General features: G+C 68.4%; 22 protein-coding genes. 9 read left to right on the top strand and 13 right to left on the bottom strand.

Annotation, left to right across the window (positions count from 1 at the left end; translation table 11 throughout):
* Positions 1-111: 111 nt before the first annotated feature.
* Both NKJ07_RS00220 and NKJ07_RS00215 read left to right on the top strand, forming a co-directional pair.
* Positions 112-234 (top strand): HVO_2523 family zinc finger protein, encoded by a 123-nt coding sequence (locus NKJ07_RS00220; RefSeq protein ID WP_318568609.1) that lies wholly within the window; start codon positions 112-114, stop codon positions 232-234.
* Positions 235-415: 181 nt separating this feature from the next.
* On the top strand, positions 416-1402 hold the full coding sequence (locus tag NKJ07_RS00215; protein ID WP_318568608.1) for a phytoene/squalene synthase family protein: 987 nt from the start codon (positions 416-418) through the stop codon (positions 1400-1402).
* Between the two features lie 285 nt (positions 1403-1687).
* Here NKJ07_RS00215 and cruF read toward each other — a convergent pair whose 3' ends face one another.
* The 3 genes from cruF to NKJ07_RS00200 are packed head-to-tail and all read right to left on the bottom strand — an operon-like array spanning position 1688 to position 4942.
* Positions 1688-2527 (bottom strand): bisanhydrobacterioruberin hydratase, encoded by an 840-nt coding sequence (gene cruF / locus NKJ07_RS00210; protein WP_318568607.1) that lies wholly within the window; start codon positions 2525-2527, stop codon positions 1688-1690.
* The gene (locus NKJ07_RS00205) at positions 2520-3431 is read right to left on the bottom strand and encodes a prenyltransferase (RefSeq protein ID WP_318568606.1); all 912 of its coding nucleotides are present in this window, start codon (positions 3429-3431) and stop codon (positions 2520-2522) included. Before NKJ07_RS00205 ends, cruF begins: the two co-directional genes overlap by 8 nt.
* Positions 3432-3436: 5 nt before the next feature.
* The gene (locus NKJ07_RS00200; protein ID WP_318568605.1) at positions 3437-4942 is read right to left on the bottom strand and encodes a phytoene desaturase family protein; all 1506 of its coding nucleotides are present in this window, start codon (positions 4940-4942) and stop codon (positions 3437-3439) included.
* A 191-nt stretch (positions 4943-5133) separates the two neighbouring features.
* On the opposite strand from NKJ07_RS00200, the gene NKJ07_RS00195 reads away from it, so the two are divergent.
* From NKJ07_RS00195 to NKJ07_RS00170, 6 genes are all read left to right on the top strand, one after another.
* A complete protein-coding gene (locus NKJ07_RS00195) occupies positions 5134-5814 on the top strand; it encodes an SDR family oxidoreductase (RefSeq protein WP_318568604.1) in 681 nt (226 codons plus the stop codon).
* A 92-nt stretch (positions 5815-5906) separates the two neighbouring features.
* Complete coding sequence (locus NKJ07_RS00190; protein ID WP_318568603.1) at positions 5907-6764, top strand: ZIP family metal transporter; 858 nt, start codon at positions 5907-5909, stop codon at positions 6762-6764.
* Positions 6765-6897: 133 nt separating this feature from the next.
* Entirely contained in the window at positions 6898-7905 is a 1008-nt protein-coding gene (locus NKJ07_RS00185) for a DUF7490 domain-containing protein (RefSeq protein WP_318568602.1), read from the top strand.
* The gene (locus NKJ07_RS00180) at positions 7902-8342 is read left to right on the top strand and encodes a DUF8060 family membrane protein (protein ID WP_318568601.1); all 441 of its coding nucleotides are present in this window, start codon (positions 7902-7904) and stop codon (positions 8340-8342) included. Before NKJ07_RS00185 ends, NKJ07_RS00180 begins: the two co-directional genes overlap by 4 nt.
* An 81-nt stretch (positions 8343-8423) precedes the next feature.
* Positions 8424-8828: a universal stress protein gene (locus NKJ07_RS00175; RefSeq protein ID WP_318568600.1), complete on the top strand. Its 405-nt coding sequence runs from the start codon at positions 8424-8426 to the stop codon at positions 8826-8828.
* 131 nt (positions 8829-8959) lie between these two features.
* Positions 8960-10225: an adenosylhomocysteinase gene (locus tag NKJ07_RS00170; protein WP_318568599.1), complete on the top strand. Its 1266-nt coding sequence runs from the start codon at positions 8960-8962 to the stop codon at positions 10223-10225.
* A 139-nt stretch (positions 10226-10364) separates the two neighbouring features.
* Here the strand turns inward: NKJ07_RS00170 and NKJ07_RS00165 are convergent, their stop codons facing one another.
* The 4 genes from NKJ07_RS00165 to NKJ07_RS00150 all read right to left on the bottom strand — a co-directional run bounded on the left by NKJ07_RS00165 (position 10365) and on the right by NKJ07_RS00150 (position 14373).
* Entirely contained in the window at positions 10365-10703 is a 339-nt protein-coding gene (locus NKJ07_RS00165; protein WP_318568598.1) for a hypothetical protein, read from the bottom strand.
* Between the two features lie 106 nt (positions 10704-10809).
* Positions 10810-11589, bottom strand: a complete 780-nt coding sequence (locus NKJ07_RS00160) for an energy-coupling factor transporter transmembrane component T family protein (protein WP_318568597.1) — start codon at positions 11587-11589, stop codon at positions 10810-10812.
* Positions 11582-13504: an ABC transporter ATP-binding protein gene (locus NKJ07_RS00155; protein WP_318568596.1), complete on the bottom strand. Its 1923-nt coding sequence runs from the start codon at positions 13502-13504 to the stop codon at positions 11582-11584. The genes NKJ07_RS00160 and NKJ07_RS00155 overlap by 8 nt, the downstream gene beginning before the upstream one ends.
* 74 nt (positions 13505-13578) lie before the next feature.
* Positions 13579-14373 (bottom strand): QueT transporter family protein, encoded by a 795-nt coding sequence (locus tag NKJ07_RS00150; protein ID WP_318568595.1) that lies wholly within the window; start codon positions 14371-14373, stop codon positions 13579-13581.
* A 319-nt stretch (positions 14374-14692) separates the two neighbouring features.
* Between NKJ07_RS00150 and NKJ07_RS00145 the strand changes: the two genes are divergently transcribed.
* Complete coding sequence (locus NKJ07_RS00145; protein ID WP_318568594.1) at positions 14693-16015, top strand: RNA-guided endonuclease InsQ/TnpB family protein; 1323 nt, start codon at positions 14693-14695, stop codon at positions 16013-16015.
* Positions 16016-16105: 90 nt separating this feature from the next.
* Here NKJ07_RS00145 and NKJ07_RS00140 read toward each other — a convergent pair whose 3' ends face one another.
* The 6 genes from NKJ07_RS00140 to NKJ07_RS00115 all read right to left on the bottom strand — a co-directional run bounded on the left by NKJ07_RS00140 (position 16106) and on the right by NKJ07_RS00115 (position 21689).
* Positions 16106-16981, bottom strand: a complete 876-nt coding sequence (locus NKJ07_RS00140; RefSeq protein WP_318568593.1) for an NAD-dependent epimerase/dehydratase family protein — start codon at positions 16979-16981, stop codon at positions 16106-16108.
* Between the two features lie 112 nt (positions 16982-17093).
* A complete protein-coding gene (locus NKJ07_RS00135) occupies positions 17094-18383 on the bottom strand; it encodes an ornithine cyclodeaminase, nickel-pincer nucleotide-dependent (protein ID WP_318568592.1) in 1290 nt (429 codons plus the stop codon).
* A 46-nt stretch (positions 18384-18429) separates the two neighbouring features.
* Positions 18430-19542 carry a glutamate-cysteine ligase family protein gene (locus tag NKJ07_RS00130; protein ID WP_318568591.1) on the bottom strand — a complete coding sequence of 371 codons (1113 nt, stop codon included), beginning with the start codon at positions 19540-19542 and terminating at the stop codon, positions 18430-18432.
* A gap of 290 nt (positions 19543-19832) precedes the next feature.
* Positions 19833-20321: a hypothetical protein gene (locus NKJ07_RS00125; protein ID WP_318568590.1), complete on the bottom strand. Its 489-nt coding sequence runs from the start codon at positions 20319-20321 to the stop codon at positions 19833-19835.
* Positions 20322-20391: 70 nt separating this feature from the next.
* A complete protein-coding gene (locus NKJ07_RS00120; protein ID WP_318568589.1) occupies positions 20392-21309 on the bottom strand; it encodes an alpha/beta hydrolase in 918 nt (305 codons plus the stop codon).
* Positions 21306-21689: a DUF8159 domain-containing protein gene (locus NKJ07_RS00115; protein WP_318568588.1), complete on the bottom strand. Its 384-nt coding sequence runs from the start codon at positions 21687-21689 to the stop codon at positions 21306-21308. Before NKJ07_RS00115 ends, NKJ07_RS00120 begins: the two co-directional genes overlap by 4 nt.
* Between the last annotated feature and the right edge of the window lie 165 nt (positions 21690-21854).

Genomic DNA, 21854 nt, shown 5'->3' with positions numbered 1-21854 from the left:
GAACTCACGGTACACTCTCTTCCAAATCAGCCCCAACTTCGACAGACGTCGGCGACCTCTCCGGCTGTCGGGAGAGAAACAGTCTTTGCCGATGGGTCCTCCTACGTTCGTATGCAGGAGCAGATCCGGGGTCGGCCCTGCCCACTCTGTGGGGCGGGGATGAACCATCGTCACTGCAAGTACGTCTGTCCCGAACACGGGGTCGTCTACGACTGCAGCGATACGTTCTGGTGACGGGGATGCGTGCCAACCAGCGGTCGCGCGGTTCGCCCGGCGGCGACCGATCACCGGGCGGTCCGTCGAGTGGTCGAGCGGCCTCAAGCGTTATACTACGAGAGCACCATATTAGACGTACTACGATGCCTGGCCCTCCCGGGTGCCACGGACAGACGACCCTGCCGTCTCTCTCAGTACAATGGTGAACACAAGACAGGTCGAGCAGAGCAAGCGGATCCAGCGACGGACCGGTAAGACGTTCCACCTCGCGACACGCCTGCTCCCACAGCGCGTCAGGCACGCCACGTACGTTCTCTACGCGTTCTTCCGCGTGGCCGACGAGGTGGTCGACACGACCGATCCCGCACCGCCCGACGAACAGCGGGCCGAACTCGACCGACTACGCGCGGAGGCGCTCGGCGAGCGCGAGGCCACGGACGAGGTGCTCGCCGCCTTCTGTGAGGTCCGCGATGACGTCGGGATCGACGACGCGGACGTCGAGGTGTTCATCGACGCGATGCGAACCGACATCGACACGAGTCGGTACGAGACCTACGAGGAACTGGAGGCGTACATGGACGGATCGGCCGCGGCCGTCGGGCGGATGATGACGGCGGTGATGGACCCCGACGAGCGCGAGCGGGCGCTTCCGTACGCGACCGCCCTCGGCGAGGCGTTCCAGATGTCGAACTTCCTCCGCGACGTGCGCGAGGACGTCGTCGAGCGCGACCGGATCTACCTCCCCCGCGAGACGCTCCACCGCCACGGCGTGAGTGGGCAGGAGGTCAAGAACTTCGCGTTCACCGAGGGCTTTCGGGCAGTGATGCGGGACGAACTCGGCCGCACCGAGGAACTCTACCGGGAGGGCGTCGCCGGCATCAAATACCTCCCCGACGACTGCCAGTTCGCCGTCCTGCTCGCGGCGGTGTTGTACGCCGACCACCACCGGGCCATCCGCCGCCGCGACTACGACGTGCTCTCGGAGACGCCCTCGCTCTCGACGGGGCGGAAGCTCTGGTTGCTCGCGCGGACCCGGCTGATGTGGACCCGGACGAAAGACCCCGAGACCGTCTTCCGCCGCGTCAGCGTCGTCCCGTACCCCGGTGGGCGCGCCGGCGGGGTCGAACAGCGTCCCGGCGGCGGGCGCGGCCACCGGGTCGCCGCGTGGGTCCGCGATCTGATCTGATCTGACGGGGCTCTCGTCTCAACCCGGAGGGTCGGTCGTTTCGAACTACTCGGCCGGGGCTGAGCAACCGATCGACAGCCCGTGAGACGGCGGAACCGACGGAGTCACCGGCGCGGCCAGACGCCACGCCACCGAAGTGCCCGTGGCGTTCGAACCGTTCACGAAGACCTCGCGCTGAGTCACGCTCACTGAGAGCGCGACGTCACGCGCCACTGCGCCGTCGTCCCGATAACGGGGTTGAGTTGGGATTCGGTCCGCGACCGAGACGTATCCGCCGTCCTGGCCCTACCAAAAGCGGCTCAGTTGCGGTCGCGGCACGCGGAGCAGGCGCGAGTCGAACCGCTCGGTGCGGACGAGTCCGACACCGAAGCCGCAGGCGACGAGGACGGGCACCCAGTTGCCGAACCAGGCGTTGATCGCCCCCCAGAGGATGACGAAGCTCACGAGGTCGTCGAGCATGAACTCCGTCTCCGAGAGCCGCCGGAGGAGCGCCCGCCTGGAGAAGGCGACGTCGAGCGCGACCACCGCGACCGTCGCCGACAGGACCCAGCCGACGTAGTTCGACAGCGGCACCCCGTAGTAGAGGCCGCCGTCGGGGTAGACCCAGAAGCCAAGCGCGACCGCGCCGGGGTCGAGGACGAGATCCATCGCCAACACGGCGGCGATGACGCTCACGAGGCGGAGCGGTCGCGACCGCGCCCGCTCGCCCAGGAGGAGCGCGACGAGCAGGTAGGCGTTCATCACCAGCGGGATGAAGAAGACGGGGAGCCCGAGCGGCACCCCCGCGAGGGTCGGGCCGAGGTCGACGCCGTAGAAGAACTCGCCGTAGGGGACGCCCGTGTGGACGCCGAGATACTCGATCCCGTACGAGTACGCGACGAGCGCGCCGACGGCGAGCGCCGCCCGCCTGTTGACGAGCGGGAGGACGCCCGCGACGAGCGGCGACCGCATGACGAGCGTGCCGAGGAGGATCAACAGAGGGTTGAACGACAGCGGCGGCGGGAGCAGTCCCTCGGCGCTGGCCACGAGGAGGACGGCCCCGTTCAGCGGGAAGAACACCGAGATGGTGAAGCGGTTGTCGACGACGAGCCGGTCGATCCGGGCTTCGAGCGCGCGCCTATCCATAGAGGAGCCTCCAGAGCATCCCCATGGTCAGGGCCATCCCGACGAGGGTGTTCAGCGCGGGGTACCACCAGTAGGCGCGGTCGGTCGGCACGTCCGACCAGTAGAGGACGAACACCACGACCGGGTACGCGAGGAGGAGCACCGACACGCGGGCGTCGACCGGGGCGAACGCGACCGCCGCGCCCAGCCACGCCGCGCCGCAGTAGGCGTACGTCCACTCCTCGCCGAGGACGGTCGCCGTCGTTCTGATCCCCGCCTCGCGGTCGGGTTCGATGTCTGGGATCGCCGAGAAGGTGTGCATCCCCATCGTCCAGAGCCATGCCCCCGCGAGCGCCGGAGGCGGCGGATGCGTCCCCGAGAGCGCCGCGTACGCCGCCGCGCCCGGGAGGATATACAGCCCGTTCGACGCCGAGTCGAGGAGTGGTGTCGTTTTGAACCGCAACGGAGGAGCACTGTACCCGACGGCGAGAACGAAGAAGCCGACGAGGTACGGCCACGCCAGCGCGGGGGTGAAGGCGAAGAGTCCGACACCGAGGAGCCCCGAGACGACGACGGCGGCGACGACGCTCCGCCCGCCCTGCCAGCGCGCTTCTCGACCCTCCTTCTTCGGGTTCTCGGCGTCGACATCGGCGTCGAACACGTCGTTGACGCCGTACAGAAAGAGGTTCGCCGGCAGGAGGAAGTACGCGAACAGCGCGACCGCGAGCGGGTCGAACAGCGCGGCGGGCGTCGTCGCCGCGGCGGTGACGCCGACGACGACCGGCCCAGCGAGATAGAGCCAAAAGCGCGGTCGCGACAGCGTCAGGAGGTAACGGGCGGTCGCGCCGGGCCCGACGCGTGCGGTCTCGCCGTCCTCGTCGGTCGACGAGGCGGTCGACTGCGATGCCGACGTGCTCGTGTCCATGTGGGCTAGCTCTCGATTGTTTCGGCCATCCGTTCGGTCGTCAGCTGGCCGCTGATGAGACACATCGGGACGCCGATCCCCGGCTGGGTGAACGACCCGGTGAAAAAGAGCCCGTCCATCTCGGTCGACGCGTTCGGCGGCCGGAAGATCGCCGTCTGCCGGAGGGTGTGAGCGAGCCCCAGCGCCGTCCCCTGGGTCGCGTTGTAGCGCGCGGCGAAGTCCGAGACGCAGAAGGACTCCTCGACGACGATCCGGTCCCTGAGGTCGACGCCCGTGTGTTCGGCGACGTCGTCGAGGACGAGGTCGCGGTACTCCTCACGGAGCGACGGAGTGTCCTCCAGCCCGGGCGCGATCGGCACGAGGACGAACAGGTTCGAGTGGCCCTCGGGGGCGACCGCGTCGTCGGTCTCGGAGGGCACACAGAGGTAGTACGCGGGGTCGTCGGGCCAGGCGGGGTCGTCGAAGATCTGCTCGAAGTGGTCGTCCCACTCGGTCGGGAGGACGAGCGTGTGGTGGGCGAGCGGGTCGACGTCGCCCTCGACCCCGAGGTACAGCAGGAACGCGGAGGGGGCGTACGTCCGCGACTCCCAGTACGCGTCGGAGTACTGCCGCTTCTCGGGAGGGAGGAGTTCCTGTTCCGTGTAGGCATAGTCCGCGTCCGAGACGACGTAGTCGGCGAGGAACTCCTCGTCCGTCTCAGTCCGGACGACGAACGCCCCCGTGCGACCCCTGATCTCGGAGACGGGCGTGTCGGTGTGGAAGTCGACGCCGAGTTCCTCGGCCATCGAGACGATGCCGTCGACGACGCCGCCCAACCCGTCGTCGGGGTAGTAGACGCCGAGGTTGAAGTCGACGTGGCTCATGAGGTTGTACAGCGCCGGCGTGTTCTGCGGGGAGCCCCCGAGGAACACCAGCGTGTACTGGGTGATCTGCTGGAGTTTCGGGTGGTCGAAGTACTTCTCGACGTGGTCCTGCATCGACCCGATCAGCGAGAGCCCCCACGCGTTCCGTGCGACGTCGAGGTCGAGGAAGTCCCTGAGTCGCGAGCGGTCCTCGTAGACGAAGTGCTCCATCCCGATCTCGTAGTTGCGCTCGGACTTGCGGAGGTACTCGTCGAACACCTCGCCGGCACCGGGCTCGTACGACTCGAACGTCTCGCGGTTGCGTTCGAGATCCGGAACCATGTCGACCCGGTCGCCGTCTTTGAAGAAGATGCGGTAGTGGGGGTCCAGCCGCGTGAGCGAGTAGTAGTCGCTCGGCGTCCGGTCGAAGTGACCGAAGAAGCGCTCGAACACGTCGGGCATGAGGTACCACGACGGCCCCATGTCGAACCGGAAGCCGTCGCGTTCGAGCCGGGAGGCACGACCGCCGAGCTGTTCGTTCTTCTCTAAGAGCGTCACGTCGGCACCGGCGTTCGCGAGGTAACAGGCAGTAGAGAGACCGCCGAACCCGCCCCCGACGACGACGACCGACGCACCATCGAGGGCGGAGAGGTCCGAAACCGAATCCATGTCTGAGCTAGGGGCGTCGGGGGCATAAATCGACTGACTGCCGCCCGGCCCGCCCGGTCGCTGGCCGCCCGCAGTCGGAGGCGGCGCACCATCGGCGTCGGATCGCCCAGAAGGTGACGACGGGTGCGGCGCGTCGTCGCCGAGCGCGGGGCGAACCGGGTCTTTACTTACTCTCCAGCCTACCCGTCGGTATGGACGACAGCACGGTCGTAATCACCGGCGGGAGCCGGGGCATCGGAGCGGCGTGCGTGCGAGCGTTCGCGCGCGAGGGAGCGACGGTCGTCGCGTGTGCGCGGAACACCGGCCCGATCGAGACGCTGGCCGCGGAGTTCGAGCGCGTCGAGGCCGTCCGCGCCGACGTCCGCGACGAGTACGACGTCGAGCGGCTGATGGAGACGGCGGCCCGCGTCGGCGGAACGGTCGACGTCGTGATCGCCAACGCCGGGATCAACCACGGCACGCCCGGCGAAATGCCCCTCGACCGCGAGCCGTACGCCCGGTTCGACGACACCCTCCGGACCAACGTCCGTGGGGTGTTCGCGACGGTCAAGGAGGCCGTCCCGCATCTCGCCGACGACGCGCGGATCCTCGTCACCTCGGGGTCGATCGCCCGCGAGGCCAAGCCCGGCATGGGGGCGTACGCCGTCTCGAAGGCCGGGGCGGAGGCGCTGGTCCGGGGCTTCGGGACCGACCTCGACCAGCCGGTCGGCGTCGTCGACCCCGGACTGGTCGCGACCGACGTCACCGGCGGCCAGGGGCGCGAGGCCGACGACGTCGCGCCGATGTTCCTGTGGGCGGCCACCGACTGCCCCGCCGAGGAACTCGACGGGGAGGTCGTCGACCTCCGGACGTGGAAGAAGGCGACCCGGTAGTCGGGCCGCGCGCCGTCGCGGTGACCGCCCGCACCGACCCCGGCGGTCGGCGATCACAGGGCTTATTAACTATTGAAAACGATTTGTTAACTATGGAGTTACCGACCGAGTCGGAAGAGCGACACGCAGCGCCGCGGGTGTCGCGGGTCGGCCTCGGTGCCTTCGCGCTCCTGGTCGCCCTGTCGGCGTACGCCGTCTCGGTCGGACTGTGGAAGCTCCTCGGTATCTCGTGGGTTGCGTTCGCCGCGATGGCCGGAGCTGGCCTCGTCGGGCGGCGGAGCCGCGACGAGAACCCGACGGCGCTCGTGTGGGGGTACGGCCTCGCCTCCGGCGCGATGGTCACTTCCGCGGCGGTGTTCTTGCTTCCGAGCGCCATCGGCCACCACGCCCAGTTCGGCGGCTTCGGGGTCGCACTCGGGGTGCTGGTCGGCTTCGGCTCACACTCGATCGGCCACCGGCTCGCACACGTCGAGATGCCGCTAGACCGGACCGTCGCGGAGCTGTCGGCACACGCGCTCGCCGCGGGCGTCGTCATCGGCGTCGTCTACGGCAACATGCCCGAACTCGGCTTGCTGCTCGGGCTGGCGATCGTCTCCCACAAAGGACCCGCGGGCTACGCCGCGGCCGCCCGGCTCGCACGCAAGGGGGGCGACACCACCACGCTTCTCCTCCCAGCCGTCGGCGTCGGCCTCACGGCCATCACGGCGGCGTCGCTCCAGCTTCCGGCCGCGCCAGCCGTCCGCGGCGTCGTCTTCGGCTTCGCGACCGGCATCTTCCTCCACGTCGCCATGGACTTCTTGCCCCGGTGTGAACTCGGCAGCGAGATCCACGACGCGCTCGCCGTCGACGGCGACGCACACGCTCTCTTAGACCGGCTCCGGCTCCACGCCGTCGGGAGCACCGTCCTCGGCGGCGTCGCCGTCTTCGTCGCGTGGCTCGCGCTCGCGTGACCCCCCGGCTCCGGGCGACGCTTCCCCTGAGTCCCGACGGCGAACACGGGCGTCGCTGCGCGCGGCCATCACGCCCGCGTGATCGTCTGTGACGACAGAAGACATTTAATGCGCACTCTCGACCGTGTGACCGATGCCCCGCGACAGAACACTGGCGGCGGGGGCGGCCGGTCTCGTCGCCGTGGCCCTCCTCGTCGCCGCGGTGATGCCCGGCGTGCTCGCCGACCCGACCGACGAGGGGCCGACCCGCCCCGGTCCGGTCCGCATCGCCGAGACGACGATCGCCCCCGGCACCGTCTCCGGTGAGACGACCGTCCTGCACGTACAGACCCGTCTCGACCACCGCGGCAACCCGACACCGAACGTCTCGGTTCGGTTCCGCGCGACCGACGCCGAGTCGGGCTTCGTCGCGGCCACCGAGACCGTCGAGGTCGGGACGCTCGACGAGGACGGCGAGACGCCCGTCGAGACGAACCTCACCGTCGAGCGCGAGGGCGGCTACCGCGTCGAGGCGACCGTCTTCCGCGACGGCGAGCGGATCGGCTCCGGCGGGAAGACGGTCTCCGGGCTGGATGCGCTCACGCCGGCGTACGCCCGGACGAGCGTCGGCTTCACCGACTCCGAGGCGCTCCCACCGGTGTCGTTCTCCGTCGGCTCGGTCGACGGTGACCGGACGACGCTCGATCTCTCGGCGACGCTGACCAACCGCGGCAACGACGCCTCCGACGACCTCCGCGTCCAGGTCGTACTCCGCCAGGCCGACTCGAACATCGTCGCCGCCCGCTCTGAGGCGGCCGTGGGGACGATCCGCCCCGGTCGGACGGAGACGGTCGACACCCAGGTGACGGTGCCCTCCGAGTACAACTACTACATCGACGCCGTGCTCTGGAAGGACGGCGTCGTGGTCGACACGGCGCGGTCGGTGGCGAACCTCGATCCGACCGAGCGCATCAGCGTCAACGAGACCGAGCGAGAGGTCGAACTCCGCGTCGAGGACTTCTCGGAGAGCGACGACGAGCGTCCGCGGCCCGAAGCGACCGAGGCGCGCACCGTCTCGACGAGTGCCCCCGGCTTCGGCGTCGGCGTCGCCGTCGCGGCGCTGTTCTCGATCGCCCTCCTCGCCCGGAGGTGGGGCCGATGAGTTCCAGCGCTCCCGACGCCGCAAACGAGGCGTCCGACGGGGACACCGCCGCGCGCGTCCGCCGCGGACTCGACTACGCGCTCCTCGGCGGACTGGTCCTCCTCGGCGTCTTCGCGGCGATCCAGTTCTACCTCGCCGCCGACCGCACCATCAACGTCTGGGTGACCCGGGAGTTCCGCCCGCCCTTCAAGATGGTGTTCAACCTCGTCGTCCTCCTCGTTGTGGGGGTCGGCGTCTCCCGGCAGATACGGCGGCTCACGGGGTCGGACGGGGACGACGAGCCCCGTGACACGGACCCCGACGCGACCGCGGACGGCGGTGTCGCGGCCGCGACAGAGATGGAGGCGACGGGCGAGACGACGGCTCCGACGCGGGCCGGGCGGGCCGACGACGCCGACGGGAGCCCCCCGGATCGGTCCACCGACGGTCGCTCCTGAGCCGCCGGCTCCGTCGGGACCGATCTGTGAATCCGAGAACCGGCAGGCGGGTTTTTGTGGTCGCCCCACGCGCGAACACGTATGACGACCTACGTCGTCGGAACGCACTCGGTCCACACGGCTGCGACGCTCTGTGACTACCTCGGAACCCGCGTGGGTGCGGGCGACACGGTCGTCGCCGTCAACTCGCTCAGCGGAGGGAGCGCCACCTCCTCCGAGGACATCCGGGACGGCGAGGACGCGCTGAACGCGGTCGCCTCACGCCTCGGCGAGCGGTGTACGGTCGAGACACACCAGTACGTCCGGGGGAACGACCCCCACGAGGACCTCCTCGAAGCCGTCGCGGAGTTCGACGCGGACGAGCTCGTCATCGGCGTCCGCAAGCGCAACCCCACGGCGAAGGTGGTGTTCGGCTCGACCGCGCAGGCGATCCTGTTGAACGCGGACGTGCCGATCGCGGTCGTCCCGCTCGTCGCGGTCGAGTAACCTCTCGGGCCGCCCGCCGTCGATCGTTCCGCGTCCGACCGGGGACGCGTCTCGTGGCCCGCGGCGTCGACGACCCGCGGGCACGGACATCATCGACCCGGATTTATGTCCCCCTCCACCGAGATGCACGTATGTCATCCCAGCTGCGGAACGAGGCGGACGCGACCGACGACCCCCTGGTCTGGACCCGCGACCACACCCCGCTGTTGCAGTCGTTCGGCGAGGAGTTCGGCCGGGAACAGCCGTTCGATGGGCTCACGGTCGCCGTCGTCTCCCACCTCGAGAAGAAGACCGGCGTCCTCATCGAGACGCTCCACGCCGCGGGTGCCACGGTCCTCTTTGCGCCCTCCGAGCCCCAGTCGACCCACGGCGACGTCGTCCGCTTTCTCGACGCCCAGGAGGGCTACGAGGCGTTCGCCGAGGAGGGGATGAGCGACGAGGCGTTCGAGGCGGCCCAGCACGCGCTCCTCGAACGCGAACCGGACGTCATCCTCGACGACGGCTGTGAACTCATCGCGAAGGCCCACGACGCCCACCCCGAGATCGCCCGCAAGGTCATCGCGGGGGCCGAGCAGACCACCGCCGGCATCACCCGGTTGGAGGCGATGGACCGCGAGGGCGTCCTCGCGTTCCCCGTCTACGGCGTGAACGACACGCCGATGAAACACTTCTTCGACAACGTCCACGGCACGGGCGAGTCCGCACTCGCGAACGTGATGATCTCGACCAACGCCATGGTCTCGGGGGCGACGGCCGTCGTCGCGGGCTACGGTTACGTCGGCCGCGGCGTCGCTCGGAAACTCCGCGGCGTCGGAGCCAACACGGTCGTCACCGAGGTTGACCCGCGCCGTGCACTCCAGGCGCACACGGACGGCCACCGGGTGATGAGCATGCCGGAGGCCGCCGAGATCGGCGACCTGTTCGTGACTGCGACCGGGAGCCGCGACATCATCCGCGCCGAACACTTCGAGGCGATGCAGTCGGGGGCGAAGCTCGCGAACGCCGGCCACTTCGACGTCGAGATCACCCTCGCGGACCTCGAGGAGATGGCCGAGCGCACCTGGTCGCCGAAGGCGGGGATCACCCGCTATGAACTCCCCGACGGACGACATCTCGACCTGCTCGCGGCGGGGCGGCTCGTGAACCTCACCGGCCCGTACAGCCAGGGCCACCCCGCCGAGGTGATCGACATGACGTTCGCGATGATGTTCATGGCGGCGTACGACCTGGTGGGGCGCCACACCGACCTCGAGCCGGGGCTGTACAACGTTCCGGACCGCGTCGACCGCGAGGTGGCAGAGCGAAAGCTCGCGACGCTCGGCATCGACATCGACGAGGAGACCGAGAGCCAACGCGAGTACAGCGAGGACTGGCGACACGGCGACAGCAGTTTCTGATCGCGGCTGCCGCGCCCACCCAGCGCGGCGTCTGTCGGCTACCGGGCGTCGAGCGTCGGCCGCGTCTCTCCCGGGCTCTCACGGGGCGAGTCGAGAGCGACCCGGGTGAGCGCACACCGCGCCGCGTTCCCGGTCGGTCTCAGGCGGTCGGAGTGACGGGGGCGGCGACGCGCTCGAACTCGTCGGCGGTGAGGTGGACGCGCCCGATCCCGGGTTCAGGGCCGTCAGTCGCTCCGGGATCGAACCCCAGCGCGAACTCGTGCCAGTCGCCGATCCGGGCCGTCTCGTCGAGGATCTCCGCCTCGGTGAAGCCGGGGCTGTCGGCGACGACGACGGTGGTCGACGCGGGCGATCGCTCGCTCGACTCCAGTTTCAGGTCGACCGTGTGCCAGTCACCGAACCGCGCGGTGACGTCGAGGATCGCGCCCTCGTCGAAGCCGGCGACCGAATCCGTGAGCTCGTACTTCGTTGCGTTCATCGCGTACGTATTTACTCGCCACCGGATAAAAATCTTCTACGCGGTGATCGTTCGGGACAGATCGGGTGCGAACCACCGGCTGTGCGAGGGGAACGAGGCGGTCGGTTCAGCCGAGCCCCGAGAGCGCGAGTGCGGCGACGCCGACGATGGCCACGAGCGAGAGGCCCGTGGCGGCCCAGTCGACGGCGTCGAACGACGCCTCGTTGTAGAACGTCCGGTCGGACTGGGTGTCGAACCCCCTGGCTTCCAGCGCCATCGCCTGCGTCTGGACGTTGCGGAAGGCGGTCATGAACACCGGGATCAGGAGGGGGACGAACTTCCGGACGCGCTCGATCGGGTTCGACGCCGAGAGGTCGAGCCCGCGGGCCTCCTGTGCCTGGCGAACGGTTCCCGCCGCGCCGAGGAACGTCGGGAAGAGTCGGAGCGCGGTCCCGACGGCGAAACAGAAGGCGTAGGGAACGCCCAGGCCGCGCAGCCCGCGGACGATCTCCTCGTTCGAGGTGGTCGAGACGAACGCCACACCGGTGACGATGAAACTGACGATGCGCAAAGAGCGCGCGAGCGACGCCGTGAGCTGTCGCCGGGTGATCTCGATGAACGGGAGGTCGACGACGACCGGCCCCGCGGGCGGGGTAAAGGCCGGCCAGACGACCAGTCCCACGACGAACAGCGCGACGAGGATGAACCACAGCCGCAGGAGGTTCGCGAGCGCGCCCGTCAGCACGACCGCGAGCAGGGCGAGGGTGAGCGGGACGGCGACGACGACGGGGTCCAAGAAGGCGTACGCCCCGACGAACAGCGCCGCCGCGAGCGCGAGCTTCGCACGCGGGTCGAGCCGGTGTAACAGCGTGTCCCCGTCGATGTACAGCGACGGCGAGTCACTCATCGGTCGACACCTCCCGGGTCAGCGCTTCGTCGCCGTCACGCGTCGTCTCGGGTTCGTCGAGGGTCGTCTCGTCTTCGGCGGCGGTCGCGCCGGGACCGCCGAGGCCGGCGACGAGTTCGTCGACCGACAGTGCCGGCGTCCCCCTGCCGTCGCGCAGCGCGTTCGCGGTCTCGACGACGTGCGGTGGCTGCAGATCGTGGGTCGCCAGGCGGTCCTCGTCGGCGAACAGCTCTCGCACGCCGCCCGCGAAGGCGACCGACCCGTCGTCGAGGACCACCACTCGGGACGCGTACGTCGCGACCTTCCCCATGTCGTGGGTGACCATCACGACCGTCAGTGATTCCTCGCGGTTGAGCCGGGCGATGAGGTCCATAAAGCGGTCCTGTTGGGCGGCGTCGAGCCCCGTGGTCGGCTCGTCGAAGACGATGACTTCCGGGTCGGTCGCGAGGATGCCAGCGAGGGCGACCCGCTGGCGCTGGCCTTTCGAGAGCGCGAACGGATCGGCTTCTTCGAGCCCCTCTAACCCGACCGTCTCGATCGCGTCGTCGATCCGTTCCGCCAGGGCGTCGCCGGTGATACCGAAGTTCTCCGGGCCGAACGCCACCTCCTCGCGAACGGTGGCGGCGAAGATCTGGTGGTCGGGGTTCTGGAAGACGTAGCCGACCTCGCGCCCGATCTCGCCCATGCTGTACTCCCTCACTGGTCGGTCCCGATAGACGACGCGACCGGTGTCGGGTTCGTGGAGGCCGTTCAGATGCTTCGCCAGCGTCGTCTTCCCCGAGCCGTTGTGCCCCACCAGCGCGAGGACCTCACCCTCCCGGACGGTCAGGTCGACGCCGTCGACCGCCCGGACCGGGCCGCGATCGGTCTCGTACGCGTAGACGACGTCCTCCAGCGAGAACAGCGGCGCGCCGGGGTCGCGGCCGGTCCCGGCCGGCGGTGTCTCGGCCGCGTGGCCAGTCCAAGAGAGTCCCGCCTCCCGGGCTCTTTCGACGGCGTCACCGGGGAGGAGCGGGAGTTCGTCGTCCGAAACGCCGAGCCGGTCGAACGCCTCGACGAGCGGCGGGACAGCGACCCGCGACTCCCGGAGCGCTTCGGCGTCGGTGAACACCGTCTCGATGGGGCCCTGTTTCGCGACCCGTCCGCCGTCGAGCAGCACGGCCCGGTCGGCGAGCAACGCCTCTTCGATCTTGTGCGTGACCATGACGATGGTCTCCGGACCGGCCCACCCGTCGGCGCCGATGGCGGTGTCGTCCGCCGAGTCGTCGGTGAGCGTCGCGACGACGCGGAGCAGGTCGCGGGTTCCCTTCGGGTCGAGGTCGCTCGTCGGCTCGTCGAGCACGAGCAGTTCCGGATGCATGGCGACGACGCCGGCGGCGACGAGACGCTGCTTCTGCCCGCCGGAGAGTCCCGAAGGTTCGCGCCGGCGGTCGAGGTCCGACAGCCCCACGAGCTCCAGCGCGGCGTCGATTCGACCCTCGATGTCCGCGGGGGGAACGGCGAGGTTCTCCGGGCCGAACGCCACCTCGGTCTCGACGCTCGTGCCGAACAGCTGTGCCTCGTAGTCCTGCAGCACCATCCCGACGTCCGCCGCCATCTCGCTCACGCGCGACGCCGTCGCGTCCCGGCCGAGCACCTCGATGTCGCCGTCGAAGCTGCCGTCGATGAAGTCGGGGATGATCCCGTTGAACGTCCGCAACAGCGTCGACTTGCCGCCGCCCGAAGCGCCCATCACCACGGTGAAAGAGCCGTGTGGGAGTTCGAGGTCGACCCCGCGGAGCACCGGCCCCTCGCGGTCATCCGGCGCGCGGTCCGCGCGGAGTTCGGCCTCCGAGGGGAGGGTCGCGTCCCGCTCGTAGGAGAACACGACTCGTTTCAGCGCCGCTGCAATCTCGCGTGTTCGGTCAGCCGTCATCTATCTGCCGCCTCGCTCGCGACGGACATCAGTGTGTGGACCTCGGTCGGATCGGCGGGACTGCCACGGTCGTCTCACGCACCGACGATCGACGAGAGGCGTTCGCCGCCCAGGGCGGCCCCGGCCAGGAAGACGACCATCAGGAGCGCCCCGACGGCGATCTGCGGCGTCGACGACGGCCCGAACAGGGAGATCCCGACGCCGATCCACACCAGCGGCGTTAGAAGCAGCGCGAACGCCGCCAGCTGACTCCGCGAGGGGGTCGACACCGTCACGTCCTCGTCGCGGAGCAGGTCGGTGTACAGCAGGCCCATGTCCTTGATGCGCGGGTAGGTGAGATACAGAAGCGGCGGGCCGAGGATGACCGCCGCGATGGTGTTGTTCGTGACGATGATGGGCGCGAGCACGCTGAACGGGACGAGCCCGAGCGCGTCGACGACCCAGGCGATGATTGCCGCACAGGCGGTCGACGCCGCCACCGCGACGATCGCGTACTCGACGAGTTGGCGGAACGGCTTGGAGCGGAAGTCCGGCTCGACCCCCGAGGAGAGCGGGCCGAGGTTGCCCCACATCTTGTAGCCGACGTAGCCGAAGAAGAAGTTCCCGAGGAAGCCGCCGATGCTGCCCGGACCGAACGTCCCTCCGAAGACGTCCCCGATGAGGTTGCCGATCGCCGCCCCCCACGCGGCCGCCGGGCCGAACATGATGCCGAAGATGACCGGGAAGACGTTCGCCGGACGGACGCTGGTCAGCCCCGGCAGGATAGTGAACACCTTGAACGGGAGCAACACGGCCGCGTACACCGCGGCGACCACCGCGACCAGCATGATCATCCTCGTGTCGCGCCACATCGTGAGTATCTCTCGCATGACGGTCGTATCCTGACGAAACTCACTGTTAAGTGTTGTTATCCTCGTATAACCTCAGATATGTTTGTGTCGGATCGATGATCAGGCGGTTTTTACAATACCTGGCCGGTCTGGGAGCCGAACGGGTTCGGTCGCCCCACGCTCGTTTCACCGGCAGTATGTTATAGAGATTCGAGGAGAATATCCGCGCCTTTAGGCGCGGGATGAATCCGACAACCCCTCCACAACCCACCGTCGATGGCAAAGCAGGATATTCCACTCTCCTCAAACCGAAACTTCACAAGAGACACGAGTATAAGTTCTTATACAGGCGTTCACAATGCTGGAAGTCCACCGCACTCACCGAGCGAAAATCCTCAACCACAGTCAGGTAGAGGAACCGCTCGACCGGCACGGGTGGTCGGCCAGCAAGCTCTGGAACGTCGCCAATTACCATTCCCGCCAAGTGTGGGATGAAACCGGCGAGATTCCTGACCACGGCGACCTCAAAGACGAGTTGAAAGGTCACACCAAATACAAAGGACTGCACTCACAGTCCAGTCAGCGCGTTCTGGAGGAACTCGCTGAAGCCTTCAACTCGTGGGACGGCAAGAGGAAGTCAGACAGTCGAGCGAACCCGCCCGGCTACCGCAAGAAAAACTACTACGACGACCACGGCAACCGCGTCCACGAAGAACACCCCCGTTCGACGGTGACGTGGAAGCAGAACGGCATCAAACACGACACCAAGAACAACCGTGTCCGACTTTCAAAGGGCGCGAATCACAAGGAACACCCCCGAGCGTGGGAATACATCCTTGTCGAATACGAGACGCGGCCCGGAGTCACGGTCGAGAATCTCCAGCAGGTCAGAGCCGTCTACGACAAGGCAAAGGGACGCTGGGAACTCCACCTTGTCTGCAAAGCCGAAGTAGAGACGCCCAACGCACCCGGCGAGGAGACGGCGGGTATCGACCTCGGCATCTGTAACTTCGCGGCGGTCGCGTACAGTACCGAGGAAGCCGACTTGTACCCCGGCAATCGCTTGAAACAGGACGGCTACTCCTTCCCGAAGGAAATCGCCAAGTGCGACGACTCGGGGGGTCAAGAAGCCACTCGACTCCACGCGAAGTGGTCGGAGCGCCGTACTCACTTCTTCCACAGCCTCGCTAAACACATCGTTGAACGGTGTATCGAGAAGGGAGTGTGTCACATCAACATCGGAGAACTCGCTGGAGTCCGCGAAGAGGACGATAACAACGAGTCGAAGAACTGGGGGCGGCACGGCAATCTCAACCTGCACGGGTGGGCGTTCGATAGGTTCTCGAACATCCTCGAATACAAGGCGACGGTTGAGGGCATCGAAGTCGTAGAAGTGTCCGAGCGCGACACGAGTAAGACGTGTTGCGTGTGCGGTAGAGAAGACGACAGTCAGCGCGTTGAGCGTGGCTTGTACGTGTGTGAGAAGTGTGACGCGGCGTTCAACGCTGACGTGAACGGGGCGGAGAACATCCGTCTCGACATCAATCAAAGTAACTCCGAGTCATCCGGGCAGTTGTCCGGGGATAGGAGTACCGGCTGGTTGGCACAGCCCGGAGTCTACCTTCACGACCTCTCCCGAGGATTCCAACCTCGGACAGAGGTGGTAGACTCCAAACCCTAATATCCCAATCCAGCGGCGCGGTGCCGTGGGATTCCTCCGCGTGAACGCGGAGGAGGATGTCAATCGGTGGTGTGATCGCGTCCAGGCCGGTCAGACCTCCGGCGGAGAGACCGTTTCGTCGGCGGCGTCTCGCCACGACCGCGTGGGTTCCCAGCCGAGCAACTCCGTCGCCTTCGAGGTGTCGTAGGCGGCTGCGTCCCCCGTGACCGAACAGTCCGTCGGGACCTCCCCGTACTGTTCTGCCACGAGTTCGCGCAGGGGACGTCCGAGGGCGTTGTCCGGGCCGACGCAGTTGAACGCCTGGTGGCCTCTCACCTCGCCGGTCAGGGCGGCCTCGACCAGGTCAACCACGTCGCGGACATCGACGTACGACCAGTAGTTGCCCGCACCGGCCGCCAGGTCAGACACGTAGTCGTCGTCGCGGCAGGGGTAGTCGCCGGGGATCTGGATCCACGAGGGACGGAGCGACGCAACCCCGACGCCGTCGCGCCGTGCGACCGTCTTGCCGATCTCCTCGGCCACGACCTTCGAGAGCCCGTAGGCGTCCTCGGGCCGAAGCGCGTGTTCCTCGGAGACCGGGAGGTGGTCCGGGACGGGCGTCTCGGCGGCGAAGAAGAAACCGTACGCGCCGTCCGAGGAGGCCTGGACCACGCGCGCGCCGACGCGGCCCGCCGCCGTCAGGACGTTGTGGGCCGCGAGGGTGTTGTTCCGATACGTCTCCACGCCCGGGCGGGTCCCCGCGACGGGGATGGCCGCCCAGTGGACCACGGCGTCGGGGTCGATCTCGGTGAGCACGTCGAAGACGCCACCGGGGTCGGTCAGGTCCAGCGCCCGGTAGTCGACCGCCGAGTGACCGTCCGCTCCGGGGTGGTCGCGGTCGAGACAGGTGACCGCGTGGTCGGCCGCGAGCCGCTCGACGATCCACCGTCCCGACTGGCCGCGACCGCCCGTGACGACGATATCCATACCTTCCCGTCCGTCACGCGAGTAATAACGTCGGCGCATCCGGACGATCCGCTCGGCCGGCCCGCGGCGGGTACCGAACTACGATCGACGACGGACCGGATCGCGGCCGGGATCAGTCGTCGTCGGTGTTCGCTTCGGTCACGGCGTCGACGGCGTCCGTGTCGTCGTCGTCAGTCGGCTCGCCGAGCACCTCCGCGGCGAGCGTCGGGACGAACGTGCCGATGTCGGTCACCATGCCGATGGCCTGCGAACTGCCCCGGTCGAGCAACTGGGTGACGGTCGCGGGGTTGATGTCGACGCAGACGACTCTCGTGGTCGAGGAGAGGCAGTTACCGACGGCGACCGAGTGCAGCAGGGTCGAGAGCATGAGCACCATGTCGGCCTCGTGGGCCTGCTCGCGGATGGCGTTCTGCGCCTCGACCGAGTCGGTGATCGTGTCGGGCAGGGGGCCGTCGTCGCGGATCGACCCCGCGAGCACGTACGGGACGTCGTTCTCGACGCACTCGTACATCACGCCCTCGCGGATGAGCCCGTCGTTCACTGCGTCGCCGATGCCACCGGCGCGGATCACCTCGCTGATCGTGTAGATGTGGTGTTTGTGCCCCTTGCGGGGGTGTTCGAGCGTCTCCATGTCCATCCCGAGCGAGGTGCCGTACAGCCCGCGCTCGATGTCGTGGACGGCGAAGCCGTTGCCCGCCGAGAGCATGTCGACGTACCCCTCTCGGACCAGGCGCGCGAGTTCGTCGCCCGCGCCGGCGTGAATGAGCGCCGGGCCGGTCACGACGAGAATCTTCCCTCCCTCCGCTTTCGTGGTGTGCATCGCCTCGGCGACCTGTCGGATCAGGGACTCGGAGGGGCGCTCGGAGGAGACGCCGCCCTGCATGAAGCCGAACGGCCCCGACGAGTCGCGGGGGCGCTCCGGCGGATCGACGCGGATCCCGGCCTCGTCGGTGACGACCATGTCGTCCTCGCGGATCGCGTTGAGAACCTTCGTGTACGCGCGGGGTTCGTCGCCGTCCTCGACGACGATCGCACAGTCCATCTCGATGTTCTCGACGTCGACCCACTCGCCGTCGTATCGGACCTGCGTCGGGTGGTTCGTCGTCGAGTAGAAGCCGGTGGGGACGACGCGGTCCGCGGGGGCGGGTTCGAGGTGGGCGTCGACGGGGTCGGTGAGGTTCGCGCCGATCTGGTGGAGTTCGTGGAGGATCTCCTGTAACTCCGAGTCGGAGTCGGCGAACACCGCCATCCGGCAGTACGACTCCGCCTCCTTGTGGGTGCCGACCTCGAACTCCTCGACGTCGAAGTTGCCGCCCATGTCCATGACGATGCCAAAGGCCTGTTGCATCATCCCCGAGTCGATGATGTGGCCTTCGAGTTCGACCGTGCGGGAGGCTGTCATCGACGGAGGGACGCACGTCGGAGGTATGAGAGTTGTGGGTTCGGGGTCAGTCACCGTGAACCGATCGCGCCTGTAACACGTCGCGTTCGAGCCGCGCCGCGTGGTCGAGTCGGAGTCGGCGGGCTTCTTCGGCCGAAACCGGCTCCCGTCCGTCGATCTCGTGGGAGACGGGCTCGTACGCCGCGACGTCGAACCCCATCCGATCGAGGTACGACCGGAGCGGTGCGGAGTCGAGTCCCTCCTCGAGTGCGGCGTCGACGTAGCCGAGGACGGCATCGAACGTCGGCAGGACGACCTCGTCGTCGCTCACGCGGCCGGTCTCGCCGTCGATCCGCACGTCGACATCGCCGAGGTGTCCGACGGTCGCGGCCACCTCGTCGGCCAGTCGGACGATCCGACTCGGGAGGGCGGCGTCCGGCGAGCGCCACTCGACCGTGCCGAACGCCGGCCTGAGCTGGACGGGTGTCCAGATCGCGCTCTCCGGGTCGAAGTGCGCCTCGACGGTGCGGCGATCGATACCCGCCTCGACCGCCGCCGTCACGAAGTCCTCGTAGCGCCGTTCGAGCCGCCGGTCCCACTCGTCGGCGTCGTCGACGTACGACCACAGCCAGCCCTGGTGGGGGACGTCGTCGTAACCCATCCGGCGGTAGAGCTTCGACCGCGCGCCGGGACCCAGCCGTCGCCCCTCGAAGTACGGCGAGGAGTTGACCAGCGCCAGCGCGGGGTCGAGCGCGATCAGCGTGTTCAACTGGTCGATCTCGTGTCCCGGCTGTTGTTCGACGTGGATGTGCGTCCCGGCGCAGTGGCGCACGTACTCGAAGGGCTCGCCGACGACGCGGTTCTGCACCCGGGTTCGCTCGCTCGGGAGTTCCGCGATTCCGTCGGCGCTCACCGGCGTGGCGAGCGGGACGAGCGCCTTGCCGAGTTCGTCGGCCCGCCGCAGGACGCGCCCGACGGTATCGAACAGCTCCTCGCGCAACTCCCGTGTGGTCGCACACGGCGTCGTCTTGAGCTCCAGCAACGGCGCGACGAACTCTCGTTCGGCCCCCGCCGCCGCGTCGACGAGTTCGCCCGGTTCGACGAGCCGCCCCTCGTCGTCGATCACCCAGTATTCGACCTCGATGCTCCGCCGTCTCGGTTCCGATTCGTATGCTGACACGGTAGCCCCTGTCCGGTTTCGGCGCGTGCGTTCTAGTGGTCCGCTCGTCCCTGACGCTCGGCAGAGGGTTGCTAACGCCTCACACGCCCTCGTACGGAAACGGGGTACAAGAACGCTTCGCGGATCGAAACATTTGCGCCCACTCGTCGAACGAGCTGTCTCGTTTCGCTGCTAGAGGACTACGTATGTATGGAAGTATGCCGGAGCAGTTGGTCGGTTGGCAGTGCGTGGCTGAAAAGCGTGGCCGGGTGTGGTGTGAGCACGCCCGCGAGACCCGCGTCCGCGGGGGTTCAGATGAGGCCGAGCCGCTGTCCGATGGAGACGCCGACGCCGACGACGAAGGTGGTCGGCGTCTTGCCGGAGAACGTCACGCGGTTGTCCGTGACGGCGTCACGGAACTCCGCGACAGGGTTGTCCGCCGCGGCGATCGTCGAGAGGCTGCTCCGCGAGGTCTTGATCACCAGCGTCGCGCCGTCCGGGTGTTGCCCCTGGCCGTGATCTGTGATCTGCTTGTTCGCGTCGGTGTCGAACCAGTAGTACGCCGTCTCCGACCCCTCGGAGACCCGAACCGTCACCCGCTGGTTCTCCAGCAGGCTGTTCCCGATGCCGAGTTCGAGGGTGCCGGCGTTCTCGTTGTACTTCGGCACCATCTCCGAGAAGTCGTCGTACATCGCGTCCCCCCAGGCGGGTTGCGACTGCGCCGTGACCGGGGCGGCGAGGCTGGTCACGAGCGCGAGGGACAGGAGCGTGGCGAAGACGCTCTTCGTCGTAAGAGTCATGCAAACGAGAACGACGCGGACCGAGATAAGCGTTGAGACCCGGTTATCAGGGATGACGATCGCGGGAAACTCAGAGGACGCCGTCGAGGAAGACCAGCGTATGCCCGAGTGCGCCCTCGTCGTCGAGGAGGTCGAGGTGGGTCGCGGGGACGCGGACGAGCGTCGCGTCGGCGCGGTCGGCTACCGCGGCTTCGACCGCCTCGGCGTCGCCGACGTCGTCGTAGCTCCCGGCGACGAACAGCGTGGGGCAGGCGACCTCCTCGACGGGAGCGGTGTAGCGTGCGAGGGCGAGGAACGAGCGGGCGGGCACGTCCGGGACGGGAGCGAGTCGCCGGTACGAGCCGCGAACGCCCGTGTCGGAGACGACGGCGAGTTCGGCGTCGTCGCCGACGGCAGGGACGGTGTGGGGACCGACGCGGGGGAGAACGCCCTGCACGCGGTCGCGGACGCCGGCGAGGAGCGCCCGGAGGACGTCCGGGAAGGGCCGCGCGCGGAGGAGCGCCGACCCCGACAGGACGGGACCGAGCGCGACGACCGCCCGCACGCGGGGGTCGTCGGCCGCCGCCGAGAGGGCGTACGCGCCGCCGAGCGAGTGGCCCCAGAGCACGACCCGATTCGTGTCGACGCCGTCGAGGTCACGGACGCGTGCGACGGCCTCCTCCCAGTCGGTGACCGCCCGGGCGGGCGAGAGCAGTCCGCGCGGCGTCCCCTCGCTGTCGCCGATCCCACGGTAGTCGAAGAGGAACACCGCGTAGCCGCGCTCGGCGAACCGCTCCGCGAGCGGCCGCAACACCTCCCGCGGCAGGGCGATCCCGCCGGCCATCACGACGACCGGCGGGTCGGCGGGGCGGTCGGGGCGGTAGAGCCACCCCGTGCACGCGTCGCCCGCGCTGTCGAAGCTGACGGTGACCCGCGAGTAGTCGAACTTCGATGGGCGGCCGACGAGTCGGGGACGGGGATGGGACCCCCCTCGTGCGGCGGGACTCACGAGTCGGCCTCCGCACCGCTCTCGTCGGCCGCGTCGGTCGTGTCGTGCGCCAGCGTGTCGAGGACACGCTCGGAGAAGTCCTCCTCGCTGAGGCGGTACTCCACCAGGCCGGCGATCCACTCGGGTTCGATGTGCCACGTCCCCAGCACGTCGTCATCGGAGCGGAGCACCGTCGCTTCGACCCGCCGCGGGGACCAGTCGTCCGCCTCGACGAGATCGATGAACGTGTTGCAGGCGCGGCCCATCTCCTGGTGGTTGACGCGACTCCCTGGGAATGCAGTGAGGTACGTGAGGTCGACCGTCTCGCCCGGTTCGACCTCCTCGACGCTGATCCCGTTGCTCCGCAGTTCGCCTTCGAGGCCGTCGACGACATCGGACATACCTCCCACTATGTCAGGGGACGGCTAAATCCTTGCCGCGCGACGCCGGGCGTCGGTGGCGTCGGGTGGCGGGAAAAACGCGGCCGCAGAGACGTCCCGTGGGACGATGGCAGGTGGTGGTTGCTGGCCCGTGACCGGGTGTGGTCGTGGGTGGGTGGTGAGTGC

Source organism: Salinigranum marinum (genome assembly GCF_024228675.1).
Taxonomy (GTDB): domain Archaea; phylum Halobacteriota; class Halobacteria; order Halobacteriales; family Haloferacaceae; genus Salinigranum; species Salinigranum marinum.
Note: the sequence above shows the minus strand (reverse complement) of the source record. Positions and strands in the feature narration are given on the sequence as shown.

Coding starts and splice junctions, on each gene's coding strand:
- NKJ07_RS00220 (WP_318568609.1), top strand. CDS start 112: ATGCAGGAGCAGATCCGGGGTCGGCCCTGCCCACTCTGTGGGGCGGGG.
- NKJ07_RS00215 (WP_318568608.1), top strand. CDS start 416: ATGGTGAACACAAGACAGGTCGAGCAGAGCAAGCGGATCCAGCGACGG.
- cruF (WP_318568607.1), bottom strand. CDS start 2,527: ATGGATAGGCGCGCGCTCGAAGCCCGGATCGACCGGCTCGTCGTCGAC.
- NKJ07_RS00205 (WP_318568606.1), bottom strand. CDS start 3,431: ATGGACACGAGCACGTCGGCATCGCAGTCGACCGCCTCGTCGACCGAC.
- NKJ07_RS00200 (WP_318568605.1), bottom strand. CDS start 4,942: ATGGATTCGGTTTCGGACCTCTCCGCCCTCGATGGTGCGTCGGTCGTC.
- NKJ07_RS00195 (WP_318568604.1), top strand. CDS start 5,134: ATGGACGACAGCACGGTCGTAATCACCGGCGGGAGCCGGGGCATCGGA.
- NKJ07_RS00190 (WP_318568603.1), top strand. CDS start 5,907: ATGGAGTTACCGACCGAGTCGGAAGAGCGACACGCAGCGCCGCGGGTG.
- NKJ07_RS00185 (WP_318568602.1), top strand. CDS start 6,898: ATGCCCCGCGACAGAACACTGGCGGCGGGGGCGGCCGGTCTCGTCGCC.
- NKJ07_RS00180 (WP_318568601.1), top strand. CDS start 7,902: ATGAGTTCCAGCGCTCCCGACGCCGCAAACGAGGCGTCCGACGGGGAC.
- NKJ07_RS00175 (WP_318568600.1), top strand. CDS start 8,424: ATGACGACCTACGTCGTCGGAACGCACTCGGTCCACACGGCTGCGACG.
- NKJ07_RS00170 (WP_318568599.1), top strand. CDS start 8,960: ATGTCATCCCAGCTGCGGAACGAGGCGGACGCGACCGACGACCCCCTG.
- NKJ07_RS00165 (WP_318568598.1), bottom strand. CDS start 10,703: ATGAACGCAACGAAGTACGAGCTCACGGATTCGGTCGCCGGCTTCGAC.
- NKJ07_RS00160 (WP_318568597.1), bottom strand. CDS start 11,589: ATGAGTGACTCGCCGTCGCTGTACATCGACGGGGACACGCTGTTACAC.
- NKJ07_RS00155 (WP_318568596.1), bottom strand. CDS start 13,504: ATGACGGCTGACCGAACACGCGAGATTGCAGCGGCGCTGAAACGAGTC.
- NKJ07_RS00150 (WP_318568595.1), bottom strand. CDS start 14,373: ATGCGAGAGATACTCACGATGTGGCGCGACACGAGGATGATCATGCTG.
- NKJ07_RS00145 (WP_318568594.1), top strand. CDS start 14,693: ATGCTGGAAGTCCACCGCACTCACCGAGCGAAAATCCTCAACCACAGT.
- NKJ07_RS00140 (WP_318568593.1), bottom strand. CDS start 16,981: ATGGATATCGTCGTCACGGGCGGTCGCGGCCAGTCGGGACGGTGGATC.
- NKJ07_RS00135 (WP_318568592.1), bottom strand. CDS start 18,383: ATGACAGCCTCCCGCACGGTCGAACTCGAAGGCCACATCATCGACTCG.
- NKJ07_RS00125 (WP_318568590.1), bottom strand. CDS start 20,321: ATGACTCTTACGACGAAGAGCGTCTTCGCCACGCTCCTGTCCCTCGCG.
- NKJ07_RS00115 (WP_318568588.1), bottom strand. CDS start 21,689: ATGTCCGATGTCGTCGACGGCCTCGAAGGCGAACTGCGGAGCAACGGG.